Genomic DNA, 15,892 nt, shown 5'->3' with positions numbered 1-15,892 from the left:
TATGGATTGAAAAAACTTGTGTTACAAAGAAATAAGTGCTAAATCTTATTAACTTAATAAACCTTAATTCACTTGTTTATTTTTTGTAATTACTATTTCCCTAATACAAATATCTTGTAGTTAAAACTACTTATTTTCTTGCTCAACTCTTAAATATTGAAATTATTCAGAGTCCTTAAGTTCTAAACTAGAATCTATTTGTAATTCACTACGTTTTGTTCTAACTCTTCAAATTTATTCTCATTGTTTGGATATATCCAGCACTCTGATCCAATGGCTCCTTTATAGCCTTTCTTTGAAGTGAAATTATATGTATAGAAAAATACAGCTCCACCTTCATTGAATTAGCTGTATTGATGCTATCATCTAACTTCTCTAATTTATTTTCAAATCTCATCATAAGATAAGCAGTAATTGCTATATGAAATCCCACATTTGATACTATATTTATTAATTCTTCCATTACTTTCAACCTCCTTTTAAAGTATATAAAGAGGCTCCAAAGAGAGCCCCTTTAACTAGTTAATCTCATAAGCTGTTTCACTGGTGTCTACTGCTATAGCACTAAGCTTTTCAACAAGCTTGCCATTCTTAGAGTTAAATATACTTTCTGCTCCGATGCAGTTATCCATTAAGTTAACTATATCTTGGGCCTGAACTACTTCCTTCCCATCAGAGATAGTCAAATTAAACTTAGACTCTGCAGAATCTCTGAATGCTAACACATATTTTCTAGATGCCATTTGTTATTCCTCCCTTCTTAGAATTTCTTTGATCCTATGCCTGGTTAAGTCCGAACTCTTCAACTTTTCTAATTTCAGTAGGCTCATTAACAGTTAAATTACCAATAAGCACTGCAGTATTAAACAGCTGCTCATCTGTAGCTAGTCCACTAACTGAAAACTTTTGAGAATCAACCTTTGGAGAACCATCTTCCTTTTGTCCATTCACATACTTAATTACCATTGATGACTTCATTTTTGTAGATGTTATTGCCACAAAACTCACTCCTTCCTTAACTTCTTAAATATATATGTGTTTTCATTAATTTTTTCCTTTTTCAATCTTCTAATCACATTATTTAAGGTGTAATTTATATTAAAGCATTAGAATTATTAGTAGAAGTATTAAGTGATAAATGGTTATTGAGACGATGTTTTATTTATATGTTATGGTATAATTTATGAATGTATATAAGTTTGATCAATAATAAAATATACGTTTATTTATAAGGGGGTTAAATAATTATGGCCGGATACATAATTATATCTATATTTTTTGCAATTTTACGTTCAATAAATAGTAGATGGATTAAATTTAAAAAGAGAAAAACTGAAGATTTCAAACATGAAAAAATATTTATGGTTTTAGATAAATTATTTTTAGTTCTTTGCATTTTATCACTTTTGGCTTTTCCTATTTCTTTTATTGCTGGGTGTATTATTGTATTCTTTTTTTAATAATTTAAAAAACATGTTAATTGTAAATTACAATTAACATGTTTAATTAGTTCCTATTACTTACATGATTAAAGATGAAGAGTTATTGCATCCCAAACCGCTCTATTAGTATCCACACTTTTTTCTCCACAATCAATAATATTAGTGCTTCTCACTATATTTTTAATATCTTTACCAGTTACAGCTTTTAAAATGCCTCCAATATATCCGACATCAATATGTCCCACTATTTCGGCCGTTAAGGAAAGTAGAGTTATCTCTATAGCCTTTCCAGTTTGATATTTGTATGTTGCTCGCAGTGTTGCTGCTAACTCTGTAATACCCTTAATACCTTTTAATGCATAGAATTTTTTAAGTTCAGAGTCATTTACAACATGTATAACTTTAGGTGATATACCATAAGTTATTTTATATCCACTCATAATTAGCATTGATCCACCAAACCCAATATCAAAACCAATATCCATAATAATATTCCTCCTAGAATTTAATTTTTTATTTTACTTTAATCGATTAAGTAATTACACTTATATAAAGAGTGATTTAATATTGATTTGTAAACTAATTTGAAAAATTTTTATTTATTTTTTCCTTTTTCAATTTTCATGCACTGATAATAGTGTTTTATATCTTCATTAATAATTTCACTGTACTGAATAACTTCATCTGAATATAAAAACACCTTTATTTCCTCAAGCTTCTTTATATTATCAACTTCGATTAAATAAGTACGTCTTAAAGATTCTTTTCCACTTGAATTAAGATGTAGCTCCTGTTTACCCATTTTCTTTTTAATCTTATTTATCTTACTAGATGCTCTGCTATGGTTTGTTACTCCATATGAATCATCCAAAGAAGGCTTTTCTTAATGTCCATATACATATCTTTAACCTTCTCTTTCTTATCCTCTAGGTTTTTAATATCTTCTATATCCATATAAGCGTATTGATCTTCTACATCTTCATCATATTTTTCTACATTCATTGAAGCCTCTTCCTTTGATAACACATAATTATCAATAGTTTTAATTGTTCCATCATTACTAAAAATTAATTTTTGATTTGCCATTTGAAAATCCTCCTTACCATGTTTTTAGCTTTTTATGTTTTTATGTTCTTGCACCCCTAAAGCATTGATATAACTAACATTAAACCTCCTAGGGATAAATAGCATTTTATAAATATATATATTTGATTTTTTCAAAAATAATTTTCTAGAATTAAATTTTCCATTCTCATCAGCAGATACTCAAGATAATAATTGGTGGAAGTGTCAGAAAAAAAGCGGACTAACTTTAAAAGTTGGTCCGCTTTTTTCTCACTTATTTTAAAAAATAAATACATATAGTAACTTTGACAATTACAAAATATTGTTAATATAATGATAATTTTCCTATTGTACTATATATTTTTTGCTATGATTTCCTTTAATATACAAAGGTATCACAATACAAATAAATTGAATAGCAATAAAAGAATAAGAGTAAAAGTATACAGATAGTGCCCCGTGATTAAGTTATTCTAACTATTTAGAAGTTAGAAATTATGAAATATAACTCCTCGTAAAATCTTAAAATATATAAAATTTATATCTTCATCTTTTGGTATTAAATTTATCTTCAATTGATTTAGTTTCCCAATTAATAAATATGTATCTGTTACATTATATGGTTTAGGTTACATTATACAACTTAATTTGTATTTACATATTAAGGGGGTGATAATTATATGGATTCTAATTTATATGATATTATAACTAATGCTCAATTGGGGGATTCTAATGATTTATATAATTTAATATTAAAATTTAATCCTTTACTAACTAAATACTCTAAACTTTTAAGTTTTGACTACGATATATTTAGAAAATATTTTTATTCCTGAAAGGTACACCTTTCCACACACCATTAAACACTATAAAACATTATTAAGTTATTAAATCATTTGTATAAATCTATAATTTATTAATTAAAAAGTTAGGAGGATTCAAAATTATGGATTTAAAGGATCGTATAATTATTATTTGTTCTGTAATAAATACATTAATTAATATTTACAACATTTTTAAGTAAGAAAAAAGGACAACCATCAGATTGTCCTTTTCTTATAACTTATAAATAATTTAATAATTTGTTGTTTATTATTTTATATCTATAAGTTATAATTTAAATGGCAAATTTAAATATAAGTGTACCTTAACTTTAATATTATATACCTTTATATGAAGAGCATTGAAAACACACCGTGCAATATTACAATACTAACTTCAAACCTCACTAATAATTACCTATAAATACAGATAATTTTTGACGTCACATAAAAAAGAGTAGATATATTCAGTTATAACCTACTCTTTTTTATTTTAAAACAAACTCTATAAAATATATAGATATGTTATAAACTCTTCTTTATTAGACAATAATTAATTTGAGGTGATTTACAATGAAGAAAAAAAGAAAATTAAATGTACTTGTCACTATGAGACCTGATTCATCTAGATTAATTACAGAATCATTACTAAGAATACTAGATGAACATAAAGAAGAATTTCTACAAATTTTGAAAGGAAAATAAACTTAAGGAAATTGAGTAATGATTCTATAAAATAAGAAAAGAACTTTATTATGATTAATACTTTTACATTTAATGTATATAATTAATATTAAATGTCTATAATCTAAATACATCTTAAACCATGTGCTTATACAAAAGAAAAATAAGGTAGAAAGTAATATTATATTGCTTTCTACCTTTTAAATTAGTTGTTAATTATCGTGAAAGAACCTTGCCATGTGCGTATACATAAACTCTTGGGTCTAAAGTTCTTATTTTTAGTTTATATATTCCAGTCCCAAGATTAAAAGTTTCCTTATACTCTCCAGTTCCACCTATTGGTTGACTAGTACGATAAAGTTTATATTGTCCTACTCCAACTCTTTTCCAAATTTCAAATACCATATTTTGGCCACTCCTGTCACTAGTACTCCACCTATCCATACTAATAATAACATCTGCTTTCCCGTCACTCCATAATTGAAATACGTCATCAGAACTGGTGGGTAAATTGTTGCTAATATAACTATCACGAACACCATTTGCATTGAATGACATAATAATTCTTGATTGTGCAAAAGCTTTAGAACTAAAACCCAAATTACAGCCAAGGACTGTTAAAAGTAAGCATAAACTAATTGCAATCTTTTTAAAATTAATTTTTTTCATTTTTTATATCCCCCTCAAAATTATTTTATCTACTATCTTATAACATAAATATACATACTTTTCTATATTTAATGCATGAAAGGGTCATTTTTAAACTTAAGTTTCCATATTATTATTAATTTTATAAATTTTTATATATAATCTGAATACATCTTAAACCATGTGCTTATACAAAAGAAAAATAAGGTAGAAAGTAATATTGTATTGCTTTCTACCTTTTCTATACGAAAATAATTAGTAAGTTAAATTTACTGTTGCATAATCAGTTTTTGTAACTCCAGTTGTTGTTACTCCTTTAATTGTTATTGTGTGTTGTCCTGGTGTAAGATCTTTTACTACAATTGTTTTTACAGTCGTACTACCAGAAGTTTGGATATCCAAAAAATATACTTTTGAGTTTGGATCAAATGAATCTGTAGTTCCTAAGTTTACACCATCTACAGATACATATGAGTTTCCAAAAAAACCTGTCCATTTAAACATAACAGCTACATCTTTTGTTGTTAAATTTATGGTTGGATGATATGTGTTAGATTGATACTTTCCAGCATCCCATAATTGATAACTAGGATCTGTGCTTAAATTAACAGCCTCCCCTACATATGTTACACTAAGACTTGGAGTTGTTGCTGCATAAGCACTAGATATAGGTACTAATGACATTGTGATTGCTAAAGCTAACATTAGTAATAAAGCTTTAACTTTTCTTCCTTTTGAAATTTTTCCCATGATATAATCCCCTCCTATTTTATAGTTCTATATAATTATAGCATTAATATGTATAATAGTTAATATTTTCAATGTAAATTTTTGTTATAAGTTTATATCAAGTTTTGTTTATAATGTACGATACATCATTTAGGAGGGATAAATATGTATAATAAAATACAAGGTAACTTATCTAACAACTATTACAATAATTTAAATAACATTGATACACTTAAAACAACTACATCAAAGAGTGAAATAAATAAAAACTTAGACACACCTATTGAATCTGATACAATAGAGATAAACGAAAATAATAAAGATATAATTAATGGTAAAAAAGCTCAAGACGCTTATGCTGATACTTTAGTTGCATTCACTGATAAAAGATATCCTTGTGGTAGTGGTACACAAGACATTACAGGGGTTTTAGCAACTATTGCGTCATTTGCCCAAAGTGAAGGTATAGTTTTTAGTCCTAGTAGTTCATTATTAAATCATCTAGATGATTTAGCTGAGTTTGGAAAAAAGTTTTCTCTAATCAAACCTAACTTAGTACCATCTGATTTTTTTACTTTCTGTGAAGAATATAAAAATAACTTAATAAAGTATGACTATAAATAAAAAATATGCTAGTAAGGATTTTATTCCCTACTAGCTTTTACACTCTTCTGCTGGGTGTATAGAAATATATTGTTCTATATCTGTATGATACTTAAGACTATCATACTTATTTTGTATAATCTCAGGAAAAGTATATTTTCCATTGGCAATATTATTTAAATCATCAACATTAATATTTATTATTGCTATATTCTTTTTTAGAAATAGCTTTTTAATAAATCCTTTTCCATCTACCCACTCCTGTTTCCCTGATATAGGGTGATATGAAAATAAAACGCACAATTTAACATTACGTATATCTAATAACGAAGCTACTTTTCCTAACCATGTAACTCCTATAGTTGTATTGTAATTTTTGCATTCAATAATTATATCTTCTCTCATATATGTCGGGAAAACATTAGATGCTATTAAACCTAAATCATTAAATTGAAGAAGCAGATCAATTTCATTTGTATCATTTTTAAGATTTGTTTTTATCTTATATATCGAGCTTTCAAGCATAAGATAATCTGCCAAATTTTCTAGCATTCTTCCTTTCTTAGTGCTTAATTTACCTTGTTCCTGTTTATTTGTACATTTAGGTTGATTTTCATGCAAATTAACTAATTCTTTTAGAGATTCTTTAAACTTCTCAAACGCTTCGTCTTTATTTTTAAATAATAACTTTTTTAAGAATTCAGGATCTTGGTTCGCCAGGTCTTGTAAAAAAGGCAATACACGCATTAATTCATCTTTATTGTCACTTACCTCCACATTATACCTCTCTATACATTTAAAATATTTGTAAAAACAATAACCACATTTTTGAAGTTTTTATACTTAGTGTTATATAAAATTTTGTTAAAACTTGTTATAATTACTTGCATGGGCTTTTAAAAATAGAAACTAGGAGGTTAATATGAGAAAAAACAAAAATGAACTATCCTTTAAATATGCTATGTTTTGGTTTTTATGGGGGTTGGTATGTTGGATAATTGGTCAAATTATTAGTAATAAACCTGTAGATATTTTTTTTATAATAACCATGAGCATATCAACTCTTATCACTGCTCCACTGTCTTACTCATTGGTTAATAAAAACTTTAAAGAAATTAACTTTATCAAGTTTTGTTTTATAGTAGTTCCTCTTTACATACTATTTATGATATTAATAGGGGTAGTGTTATATCTATATGGATTTTTGAGTGCATAAAATAATAAATATTAATCGTATTATAATTAATCTTACATATTAAAGAAACGTTTGTTATATCACTGAATTAATTAGGAAGGAGTTGAAAAAAATGAATGGAATCCTTAAAGTTCTACCAATGTTATTCACTTATTTAGTTAGTTATATAATATTAATGGAAATAGATAAAAAATATTCCTTAATAGTCAAAATAGATTCAAAGCTTAAAATAAAAAAATCTTATAAGCCTGTATTCTATACATCTTCTGCATTAATATTAATTTTAATTTTTGCCGTCATTGGTATGTATTTTATTACTATGTCGGAAACATTTTTCTATATTTTAGCTGGACTTATATTGGGTATTTCACTTAATTTTATAAATATAGCAAAAAAGAATTAATTATAGGTTGTATATACCTTAATTATTCATCAACTTAGATTAATTTCATTAATTTTAATATATTAGAACGGTGATCTAAGTGACTTTATATTTTATAGTATAATAAATGGAACTATAAAATAATCATAGGAGTGACTTATATATGCACAGAGAATTGACTAACAAGTGGAACCCTGTTGACATTAAATATTCTAAGATAAAAATGATAATTTTATTCTTTATTCTCTATTACGTTACTGAGTATTGTATTAAGAGTATAGGAGTAAATCTTAATAAAGTTTCTATTTTTCAAAAACTTATTTTTGCTATAGGCACAATAATACTTCATGAGGTGATTCATTTTATTATAGGCGTAAGTTTTGGAAAGAATAGATGAAAGTTTCATATAGGTTTTATACCTAAAAAAATGGCTTTCTATGCTAACGTAGATGGAACATACAATTTCTTTACTTTAATCCTTTATACAGTTTTACCATTTTGTATAACTACTATTTTATTAGGAGCTATAATGTATACATATAGTATATTAAATGCTATTCTATGGATTATAGTTTTTTACAATTCCTTTATGTTAGTTAGTGATTTATATCAGTTGATTTATATCATAAAAAATTATTCATTATCAAATAAGTTTAAATTATCGGAGTTTGTTTTATATTACAGCAAATAAGCATTGAAATATATCTATTAAAAGTAGTTACTGTAAAAAATGATAATTAGTGTGTTAATCTATACCACTAAAGTTATATCATATATAATGTAATGAAATAAAAAATTTAAATGCTAAAATCATAAAGAGTACATCTATAGAAATATAGGTGTATTTGTTATAATAAGGTGTAATATAGTTAATTAAGCATAATTAATATTAAAATATACATATAATTCGATAAAAGTAATATATATCAAATGCCCATGGGGAGGGGATTTTATTGTGTACTAACTTTGACTTTTTAAAGTCAAAACATATATTTAAAAGTTTTGCAACTAGTGCAGTGGAGGCGGAGAAGAGTCTTCTTGTGTCACCTGCTACTTGTGCTATTCTTTCAAGGAGAGCAGTGGAGCTTGCTGTTAAGTGGGTTTATAGTTTTGATAATGATCTTACAGTTCCTTATCAAGATAATATTTCAAGTCTTATTCATGAGACTACCTTTAGGCAGATTATAGACCCATCTTTGTTTTCACTTATTAAATACATAATTAAACTTGGTAATACTGCAGTTCATACAAATTCTAGCATTACAAGGGATGAGGCTGTGCTTTCTCTTAGGAATCTTCATGAAGTGGTAAGATGGATTGATTATTGTTATGCAGATGAATATACTTGTAAAGATTTTGATGAGGGTATTCTAGCACAAGGTGAAGAAAAACGTACAAGACCTCAGGAGCTTAGAGACCTTTATGATAGGCTAAGTTCAAAGGATAAAAAACTTGAAGATATACGCAAAGATAATGAATCTTTACGTAAGACTATGACGGAGCAAAGAATAAGCAATACTGAAAGCTATGACTTTCAGGTTGATGAGCTAAGTGAGGCAGAGACAAGAAAGAAATATATTGATGTTGAGCTTAAGCTGGCAGGGTGGAATATAGGCACGGATTGTCTTATAGAAGTACCAGTGGAGGGAATGCCTAATGCTGCAGGTACAGGTTTTGTAGATTATGTGCTCTATGGTAATAATGGAAAACCCCTTGCAGTGGTTGAGGCTAAGAAAACAAGTAAGGACCCTAATGTGGGTTCTCAGCAAGCAAGGCTTTATGCAGATTCTTTGGAGCATCAATACATGCAAAGACCTCTTATTTTTACCACCAATGGCTTTGACATAAATTATATCAACGATGCAGAGGACTATCCTCAAAGACCTGTCAGTGGAATTTTCACTAAGGATGAATTACAACTTATAGTTGATAGAAGAAGTAATAAAATCTCTTTTGACAATGTAATGATTAATGATGATATTTCTAACCGTTATTATCAAAAGGAAGCAATTATGTCTGTATGTGAAGCTATAAAAACTAAGCATAGAAAGATGCTTCTCGTTATGGCTACAGGAAGTGGTAAAACAAGAACTGCCATTTCTATAGTTGATATATTAATGAGACATAATCACGTGAAAAATATTTTATTTCTTGCAGATAGGAAGGCCCTTGTGAAGCAAGCTAAGAATAACTTTAGTAATCTACTACCAAGTCTTACTCTTTGCAATTTATTAGATAATAAAGATAATCCAGAGCAGGCTCGAATGATTTTCTCTACACATCCAACTATGATGAATGCTATAGATGAGAAAAGAAGCAAGGATGGACGAAAACTTTTCACTCCTGGACATTTTGACCTTATAATCATTGATGAAAGTCATAGAAGTATTTATAAAAAGTATGGAGATATTTTTCAGTACTTTGATGCCATGCTCCTTGGACTTACTGCAACTCCAAAGGATGATATTGATAAGAATACCTATAGCATTTTTGAGCTGGAGAATAATGTACCAACCTTTGCCTATGAACTAGAAAAAGCTGTAGAAGATGAATTTTTGGTAGATTATAGGTCCATAGAGGTTAAATCTAAGTTTATAGAAAAGGGAATTTATTACGACGACCTTAGTGATGAGGAAAAGGATGAATTTGAAAAAACCTTTGAAGAAGATGAAAATATAGATGATAACATTTCAAATAGTGCTATTAATGAATGGCTTTTTAATGCAAATACTATAGATATGGTTCTTAGAGAGCTTATGGAAAAAGGCCTAAAGGTTGAGGGTGGCGATAAACTTGGAAAAACAATTATCTTTGCAAAAAGTAGTCGCCATGCCCAGGCTATTGTAGATAGGTTTAATATAATCTTTCCAGAGTATGGCTCACATTTTATAAAGCAGATAGATTATAGCATTAACTATGTAGATACCTTGATAGATGATTTTAGTACAAAGGAAAAGATGCCACAAATAGCTGTATCTGTAGATATGCTTGATACTGGTATTGATATCCCTGAAATATTAAACCTTGTGTTCTTTAAAAAGGTACGTTCTAAATCTAAGTTCTGGCAGATGATAGGAAGAGGTACAAGACTCTGTACTGACCTCCTTGGAGTGGGTCTTAACAAGGAACTGTTTTATATATTTGATTTTTGTACTAACTTTGAATTCTTTAGAGCTAATCCTAAAGGCATGGAGAGTAAGAGCACCCATAGCTTAACAGAGAGAATCTTTAATACTAAAGTTGATATTTTAAGAGAACTTCAAGATATTAAGTATCAAGAAGAAGATTATATTCATTATAGAAAAGACATCTTAAGGGACCTTTTAGAGGATGTAAGAAGCCTAAATAGAGAAAACTTTAGAGTGAAGCTCCATGAAAGATATGTAGAAATCTATAAAAACAATGAGCCATGGAATACCTTAGGAACGGGAAGTGTAGCTGATATAAAGGAGTACATCTCACCATTAATTACACCACTTAATGACGATGAACTTGCCAAGAGATTTGATTGTCTTATCTATACAGTGGATCTTGCATATTTGCAAAACAAAAATGCCACAAAGCCTATAAAAGCTATTATTAATACAGCAGAGCAACTTTCTAAATTAGGGACAATCCCAAAGGTTATGGAGCAAAAACATATCATTGAAAAAGTTCTAACTGATGAGTTCTGGGAAAGTGCAGATATCCTTGACCTTGAAGAAGTAAGAAATGCCTTAAGGATTATAAGAAAAAGGTGGAGCATTACCTAAAAGAGCATAAAGATGAATTGGCTATGTATAAACTTCGTAATAATAAAAAACTCACAAAAGAAGATATGAAAACCTTAGAACGTATCCTATGGAAGGACCTTGGCAGCAAAGTAGAATATGAAAAAGAGTATGGAAATACTCCAGTTACCAAGCTAGTGAGAAAAATAGTAGGACTTCAAAGAGAAGCAGCCAATGAGGCCTTTAGCAAATTTCTTAGTGAAGAGAATCTCAATGTAATACAAATAAGATTTGTAAAACTTATTGTAGACTACATTGTAGCTAATGGAATTATAGAGGACAATAGAGTTCTTATGGAAGAGCCTTTCAGAAGTCTTGGAAGTATCACCACCTTATTTAAAGATAACATAAATGATGCAAGAGAAATCATGAATGTTATAACAGATATTAAAAATAATTGTGAGCAGATTAGTTAATGTAAGTGAAAGTGAAATAACTCTATATATAAGTAAAAATGAAAAATAAAATGTGAAAAGCTACGTAAATTTTAGATACGTAGCTTTTTATAATAATTAAGAAATTCTGTTTGATTTATAAATAAAACTCCCAATACTATTTACTAGGATGTAATACATTTTTTACTATTATCTTTTTTTTAAAATTTTACCTTATTATTATTAATTTTATAATATTATACATGTAAATAAATGTAATGTAAAATTATTCAAATTTCATTCAATATAATACTTGGTTATTGGTAATAATTTATTAAACACATTACCTAAAAAAAGCTGTAACAGCAACTGCTTCATCTCCAGCCCAAGGTGTAAGTAAAATCAATACAAAACAAATAAAGCCAAACCTAAACTACCATATATTAAAAGGCACTTACCATCAGTAAGTACCTTTTATCAAGGTTTCACTTCATCCTTTTACTTTACCATTCTTTTCTTATCATCAGATAAATCAAGACCTAATGTTCCACCTGGATTCATAATATTATTTGGATCAAAATGATTTTTTAATACCTTGAATACCTCCATTTGATTTTTACCTATTTGACCTTCAAGCCAAGGGGCTGTCATCTTTCCTATTCCATGGTGATGACTCATCGCAGCTCCATACTTCTGAATATTATCAAGTATTCCATATTGATATTCTAAATACTCATCTATTTTATTCATTTTAGCTATAAAAATAAAGTATAGATTTGCACCTTGTGGATAAACATGAGACATATGTGTCATACAAATTGTATTTGGTCTACTTTTGCAGTAAGCTCTTACTCCCTTATGAACGTAATCCATATTCTCCCAATTAACTGAACATTCAAGGGTATCAGTCATAATACCATAATCCTGTAAATCTTCTCTTAAATATGGATCTCTAAACCTTCCGTGCTCCCATGCCTTAGTTACATATCCTGTTGTCGACATAGCTCCATACGCTTTACATATCTTATGAACCTTTTTCCTTACTACCTTTGTAAAACATGTTTCTCCATCTGTAAATCCTAAAAACATACATCTCTCATTTGGCTTATATCCTCTTACAGTCATTATTTTATCAATAATTGTTTCTTCTACTCCATAGAGTTTCATCATAACATCAGTTTCTTCTGGGTCTGATAATCTAAATACTGATGGAAATCCAAATTGCCCTTGCATAATCTCTCTTGCTGCATTTCTAGCATCTTCCCAGTTCTTGAATATATAACTAAATCTCCTTTGATTTTCTGGCATGTATCTAAAAATCTTAAGAGTTACATAAACTAATATTCCATAGGCACCTTCACTTCCCATCATGATTTCATCGATGGATGGTCCTGTAGCTAATGCAGGATATTCATCGGTTTTTATTTCTCCAGCCGGCGTGATATACTCTTGACATATAACCATATCCTCAATCTTTCCAAAGTAGGTTGAATTCTGACCTGCTCCTCTAGTTACAACCCAACCTCCAACTGCCGAATATTCAAAGGATTGAGGGAAATGTCCACAGGTATATGCCCTCTTTGCACCAAAGAGTTCCTTTGCTTTATTTAATGTTTCTTCTAGTTTGGGACCTGACATACCAGCTTCTACAGTTATTGTTTGATTTATTTCATTAAAGTTAACTACCTTATTCATATGAACTCTCATATCTAAGGATACTCCACCTTTTACACACTCAACACCTCTAGTTACAGATGAACCTCCTCCGTAAACATACACTGGTATTTTCTCTTCATTACAGTACTCAACTATTTCTTTTATATCTTCTTTGCTTCTTGGATGTATTACTATATCAGGAATATTTTCAACGATACCTTCTCTAAGTCTCATTGAATCTATCATAGTTTTTCCATAAGCTATTTGAAGCCTAGAATAAGGGTCCATTCTTACATTATTTTCTCCTACTATGTGCTTAAAGTGAGCAATTTGACCTTCTGTTAAAGTAATCTCTTTTTCAAAACTAACCTTTTCTAAACCCATTTTTTGAGGTGTTTTAAAATCATCATCAGTCATTTCAAAGGTTTTCTTCATCAAAGTGTATAATCTAGGATTGGGATGTTTAAATTCCTTAGGGTTTCCCCATTTTAAAATAGATCTATATGATCCTTCTGGTGGTAAATCTTCATACCAATTTGGTGTGAAAATATCTTCATTTTTATTCATAAATAATTCCCCCATTACAATTAAATATCTGGATAATTTGTTATCTTTCCAATATCTGAATATAGTGATTTAAGTCTTCTATATATTCTCTTGTAAACTTTCTTAAAAAGTTTTGAATATATTTCTGTATATTCTTTTTCTGGAGTAAATATTTTTTTATAATGAACCATTTTCTCAATAGCTTCATTGTAAGTTACATATATTCCTAAAGCTACAAAAGTTATAATAGCTGCTCCTAATCCTGACGTCTCATGGGTCGTAGTTTTATAAACCTTTCTATTTAACATACTGGCAGTTATTTGACAAATAGTATCACTTTGAGAGCCGCCTCCTGAAACCATTACATACTTCACTTTTTCCTTAGTCTTTCTTTCTATTTTTTCTATTCCATCTAATAATCCATAATTTATTCCTTCAATAATAGCTCGATAAATATGGCTTCTTGTATGAACATCTCCAAAACCTATAATTGCTCCCTTTGCCTCAGGATATTTTAAACCTGGTCCCCAATATGGCTGAAGCATTAACCCATGGCATCCCGGTGGAACATCCTTTAATCTTTCATTTAATATTTCTTCATAAGAAATGCCTCTTTCTTCTGCTTCCATAGCTTCCTTTCTAGCAAATTCTCTCTTAAACCAACTAATCATCCAATACCCCCTAAAAATTTCAAATTCCGGATTATAATATCCTGGGATGCAAGCTGGATAAGCTGGCATAAACATTAAAGGCTCTATATATTTTTTTGACATAGTCTGAACTGTAGCTGTTGTTCCAAAACTTAAATTTACCCATTTTTCATTCTTACAACCTGTACCTAAGGTTTCACAACCTTTATCTGATCCTGCTGCAATAACAGGTATTCCAATCTTTAACCCTGTAACCTTTGCAACTTCTGAACTTATTTCCCCAATTCTTTCTCCCACCTCTACAAGCTGAGGTAGTTTTTCTCTTTCAACTCCCGAAATTTCCCATCTATAATCTTTATTTCCTTTTGGCCAATCTTTCTTTTTAAAATTAAAAGGTATATGTCCAATCTGAGATGCTATAGAATCTACAAAATTTCCTGTTAATTTAAAATTTAAATATCCTGAAAGTAATAAATACTTATAAGTGTTTCTCCATATTTCCGGCTGATTTTCCATTATCCAATTTGCTTTACATTTTTTCCTTGAAACCTCTATGGCTTTTTTCATTCCAATTATCCTAAAGAGAAAATCATATTTTTTACTTATAGGTTTTTTACACTCTGCCATCCTCTGATCTAACCATATTATTGCAGGTCTTAATGCTTCCCCATTTTTATCTACATTTATACCTGTATCTCTTTGTGTTGTTACTGATACTGCAAGTATTTCATTGAAAAAAGCAGAATTATTCTCTTTTAGTGCTGTACATACATGACATACACCTTGCCACCAAATCTCTGGATTTTGTTCTGCCCATCCTGGTCTATTTGAAAAGTATGGTTGAAAATCTAGCTTCTCTTTAGCTACTAATGTACCTAATCCATTAAATATCAACGCTCTTACACTTTGTGTCCCACAATCTATGGAGAGAACATATTTATCCTCCATTCGGATACTCCTCCTTTAATATCTCAATCAAACTTGAGGTTGAAATTATATTAACTCCAGTGTTTAATACATTTTCAATTATTACTTCATTTATATCAACATGATTTGTTATTACTACTTTACTTATTTCTCTCATTACATTAAATATTTTACTCTTTGGAATCAGTCCGTCAGTTCTCACCGGTAGTCTTGGCATTTCCTTATATATAGTATTTACTGTTGAAGCAATACTTCTTAATGGATTTTTTATCTCATTAATTCCAAATTCTATGCCTCTTTTGCACTTATTACCTTCCACTAATAGTTCTTCATTTTTTTCAATTATAGTAAGTTTGCAACCATTAGGACACACTATACAGGTGATTTTTTTTAACTCCAC

The 15,892-nt window shown here is 29.0% G+C and carries 21 protein-coding genes; 9 read left to right on the top strand and 12 right to left on the bottom strand.

Annotated elements, in window-relative coordinates:
• Positions 1 to 220: 220 nt before the first annotated feature.
• From B3Z56_RS02740 to B3Z56_RS02730, 3 genes are read right to left on the bottom strand one after another with little or no spacing between them, the layout of a single operon-like run.
• Entirely contained in the window at positions 221 to 463 is a 243-nt protein-coding gene (locus tag B3Z56_RS02740) for a YvrJ family protein (RefSeq protein WP_346847613.1), read from the bottom strand.
• A 55-nt stretch (positions 464 to 518) separates the two neighbouring features.
• On the bottom strand, positions 519 to 743 hold the full coding sequence (locus tag B3Z56_RS02735) for a DUF2922 domain-containing protein (protein ID WP_346878185.1): 225 nt from the start codon (positions 741 to 743) through the stop codon (positions 519 to 521).
• Between the two features lie 34 nt (positions 744 to 777).
• On the bottom strand, positions 778 to 999 hold the full coding sequence (locus B3Z56_RS02730) for a DUF1659 domain-containing protein (RefSeq protein WP_346847615.1): 222 nt from the start codon (positions 997 to 999) through the stop codon (positions 778 to 780).
• Between the two features lie 248 nt (positions 1,000 to 1,247).
• Between B3Z56_RS02730 and B3Z56_RS02725 the strand changes: the two genes are divergently transcribed.
• On the top strand, positions 1,248 to 1,460 hold the full coding sequence (locus B3Z56_RS02725; RefSeq protein WP_346878184.1) for a hypothetical protein: 213 nt from the start codon (positions 1,248 to 1,250) through the stop codon (positions 1,458 to 1,460).
• A 68-nt stretch (positions 1,461 to 1,528) separates the two neighbouring features.
• Here B3Z56_RS02725 and B3Z56_RS02720 read toward each other — a convergent pair whose 3' ends face one another.
• From B3Z56_RS02720 to B3Z56_RS02710, 3 genes are all read right to left on the bottom strand, one after another.
• Complete coding sequence (locus B3Z56_RS02720) at positions 1,529 to 1,927, bottom strand: hypothetical protein (protein WP_346847617.1); 399 nt, start codon at positions 1,925 to 1,927, stop codon at positions 1,529 to 1,531.
• Positions 1,928 to 2,037: 110 nt separating this feature from the next.
• Complete coding sequence (locus B3Z56_RS02715) at positions 2,038 to 2,313, bottom strand: hypothetical protein (RefSeq protein ID WP_346878183.1); 276 nt, start codon at positions 2,311 to 2,313, stop codon at positions 2,038 to 2,040.
• Positions 2,292 to 2,528, bottom strand: coding sequence for a hypothetical protein (locus B3Z56_RS02710; protein ID WP_346878182.1), 237 nt, complete (start codon positions 2,526 to 2,528; stop codon positions 2,292 to 2,294). The genes B3Z56_RS02715 and B3Z56_RS02710 overlap by 22 nt, the downstream gene beginning before the upstream one ends.
• A gap of 659 nt (positions 2,529 to 3,187) precedes the next feature.
• On the opposite strand from B3Z56_RS02710, the gene B3Z56_RS02705 reads away from it, so the two are divergent.
• The gene (locus B3Z56_RS02705; RefSeq protein WP_346878181.1) at positions 3,188 to 3,343 is read left to right on the top strand and encodes a hypothetical protein; all 156 of its coding nucleotides are present in this window, start codon (positions 3,188 to 3,190) and stop codon (positions 3,341 to 3,343) included.
• 558 nt (positions 3,344 to 3,901) lie between these two features.
• A complete protein-coding gene (locus B3Z56_RS02700; protein WP_346847638.1) occupies positions 3,902 to 4,033 on the top strand; it encodes a hypothetical protein in 132 nt (43 codons plus the stop codon).
• 195 nt (positions 4,034 to 4,228) lie between these two features.
• Here B3Z56_RS02700 and B3Z56_RS02695 read toward each other — a convergent pair whose 3' ends face one another.
• Both B3Z56_RS02695 and B3Z56_RS02690 read right to left on the bottom strand, forming a co-directional pair.
• The gene (locus tag B3Z56_RS02695; protein ID WP_346878180.1) at positions 4,229 to 4,681 is read right to left on the bottom strand and encodes a hypothetical protein; all 453 of its coding nucleotides are present in this window, start codon (positions 4,679 to 4,681) and stop codon (positions 4,229 to 4,231) included.
• A 234-nt stretch (positions 4,682 to 4,915) separates the two neighbouring features.
• Positions 4,916 to 5,410, bottom strand: a complete 495-nt coding sequence (locus B3Z56_RS02690) for a hypothetical protein (RefSeq protein ID WP_346878179.1) — start codon at positions 5,408 to 5,410, stop codon at positions 4,916 to 4,918.
• Between the two features lie 144 nt (positions 5,411 to 5,554).
• Between B3Z56_RS02690 and B3Z56_RS02685 the strand changes: the two genes are divergently transcribed.
• Complete coding sequence (locus B3Z56_RS02685; RefSeq protein ID WP_346847641.1) at positions 5,555 to 6,013, top strand: hypothetical protein; 459 nt, start codon at positions 5,555 to 5,557, stop codon at positions 6,011 to 6,013.
• Between the two features lie 30 nt (positions 6,014 to 6,043).
• On the opposite strand, the gene B3Z56_RS02680 is transcribed toward B3Z56_RS02685, so the two are convergent.
• A complete protein-coding gene (locus B3Z56_RS02680) occupies positions 6,044 to 6,769 on the bottom strand; it encodes a hypothetical protein (RefSeq protein WP_346878178.1) in 726 nt (241 codons plus the stop codon).
• A gap of 145 nt (positions 6,770 to 6,914) precedes the next feature.
• On the opposite strand from B3Z56_RS02680, the gene B3Z56_RS02675 reads away from it, so the two are divergent.
• From B3Z56_RS02675 to B3Z56_RS02655, 5 genes are all read left to right on the top strand, one after another.
• A complete protein-coding gene (locus B3Z56_RS02675) occupies positions 6,915 to 7,208 on the top strand; it encodes a hypothetical protein (RefSeq protein ID WP_346847643.1) in 294 nt (97 codons plus the stop codon).
• 91 nt (positions 7,209 to 7,299) lie between these two features.
• Complete coding sequence (locus tag B3Z56_RS02670; RefSeq protein ID WP_346847644.1) at positions 7,300 to 7,590, top strand: hypothetical protein; 291 nt, start codon at positions 7,300 to 7,302, stop codon at positions 7,588 to 7,590.
• A gap of 142 nt (positions 7,591 to 7,732) precedes the next feature.
• The gene (locus tag B3Z56_RS02665; protein WP_346878177.1) at positions 7,733 to 7,966 is read left to right on the top strand and encodes a hypothetical protein; all 234 of its coding nucleotides are present in this window, start codon (positions 7,733 to 7,735) and stop codon (positions 7,964 to 7,966) included.
• A gap of 556 nt (positions 7,967 to 8,522) precedes the next feature.
• Positions 8,523 to 11,321 (top strand): DEAD/DEAH box helicase family protein, encoded by a 2,799-nt coding sequence (locus tag B3Z56_RS02660; protein WP_346878176.1) that lies wholly within the window; start codon positions 8,523 to 8,525, stop codon positions 11,319 to 11,321.
• 23 nt (positions 11,322 to 11,344) lie between these two features.
• Complete coding sequence (locus B3Z56_RS02655) at positions 11,345 to 11,755, top strand: type I restriction-modification enzyme R subunit C-terminal domain-containing protein (protein WP_346878175.1); 411 nt, start codon at positions 11,345 to 11,347, stop codon at positions 11,753 to 11,755.
• Between the two features lie 456 nt (positions 11,756 to 12,211).
• Here the strand turns inward: B3Z56_RS02655 and B3Z56_RS02650 are convergent, their stop codons facing one another.
• The 3 genes from B3Z56_RS02650 to B3Z56_RS02640 are packed head-to-tail and all read right to left on the bottom strand — an operon-like array spanning position 12,212 to position 15,892.
• Positions 12,212 to 13,936, bottom strand: coding sequence for an FAD-binding oxidoreductase (locus B3Z56_RS02650; RefSeq protein WP_346878174.1), 1,725 nt, complete (start codon positions 13,934 to 13,936; stop codon positions 12,212 to 12,214).
• Positions 13,937 to 13,956: 20 nt separating this feature from the next.
• Entirely contained in the window at positions 13,957 to 15,513 is a 1,557-nt protein-coding gene (locus B3Z56_RS02645; protein WP_346878173.1) for an FGGY-family carbohydrate kinase, read from the bottom strand.
• Positions 15,503 to 15,892: a DUF1667 domain-containing protein gene (locus B3Z56_RS02640; protein WP_343826045.1), complete on the bottom strand. Its 390-nt coding sequence runs from the start codon at positions 15,890 to 15,892 to the stop codon at positions 15,503 to 15,505. Before B3Z56_RS02640 ends, B3Z56_RS02645 begins: the two co-directional genes overlap by 11 nt.

The sequence above is a fragment of the Clostridium sp. UBA7791 genome, from assembly GCF_002480755.1.
Classification (GTDB): domain Bacteria; phylum Bacillota; class Clostridia; order Clostridiales; family Clostridiaceae; genus Clostridium_J; species Clostridium_J sulfidigenes.
Note: the sequence above shows the minus strand (reverse complement) of the source record. Positions and strands in the feature narration are given on the sequence as shown.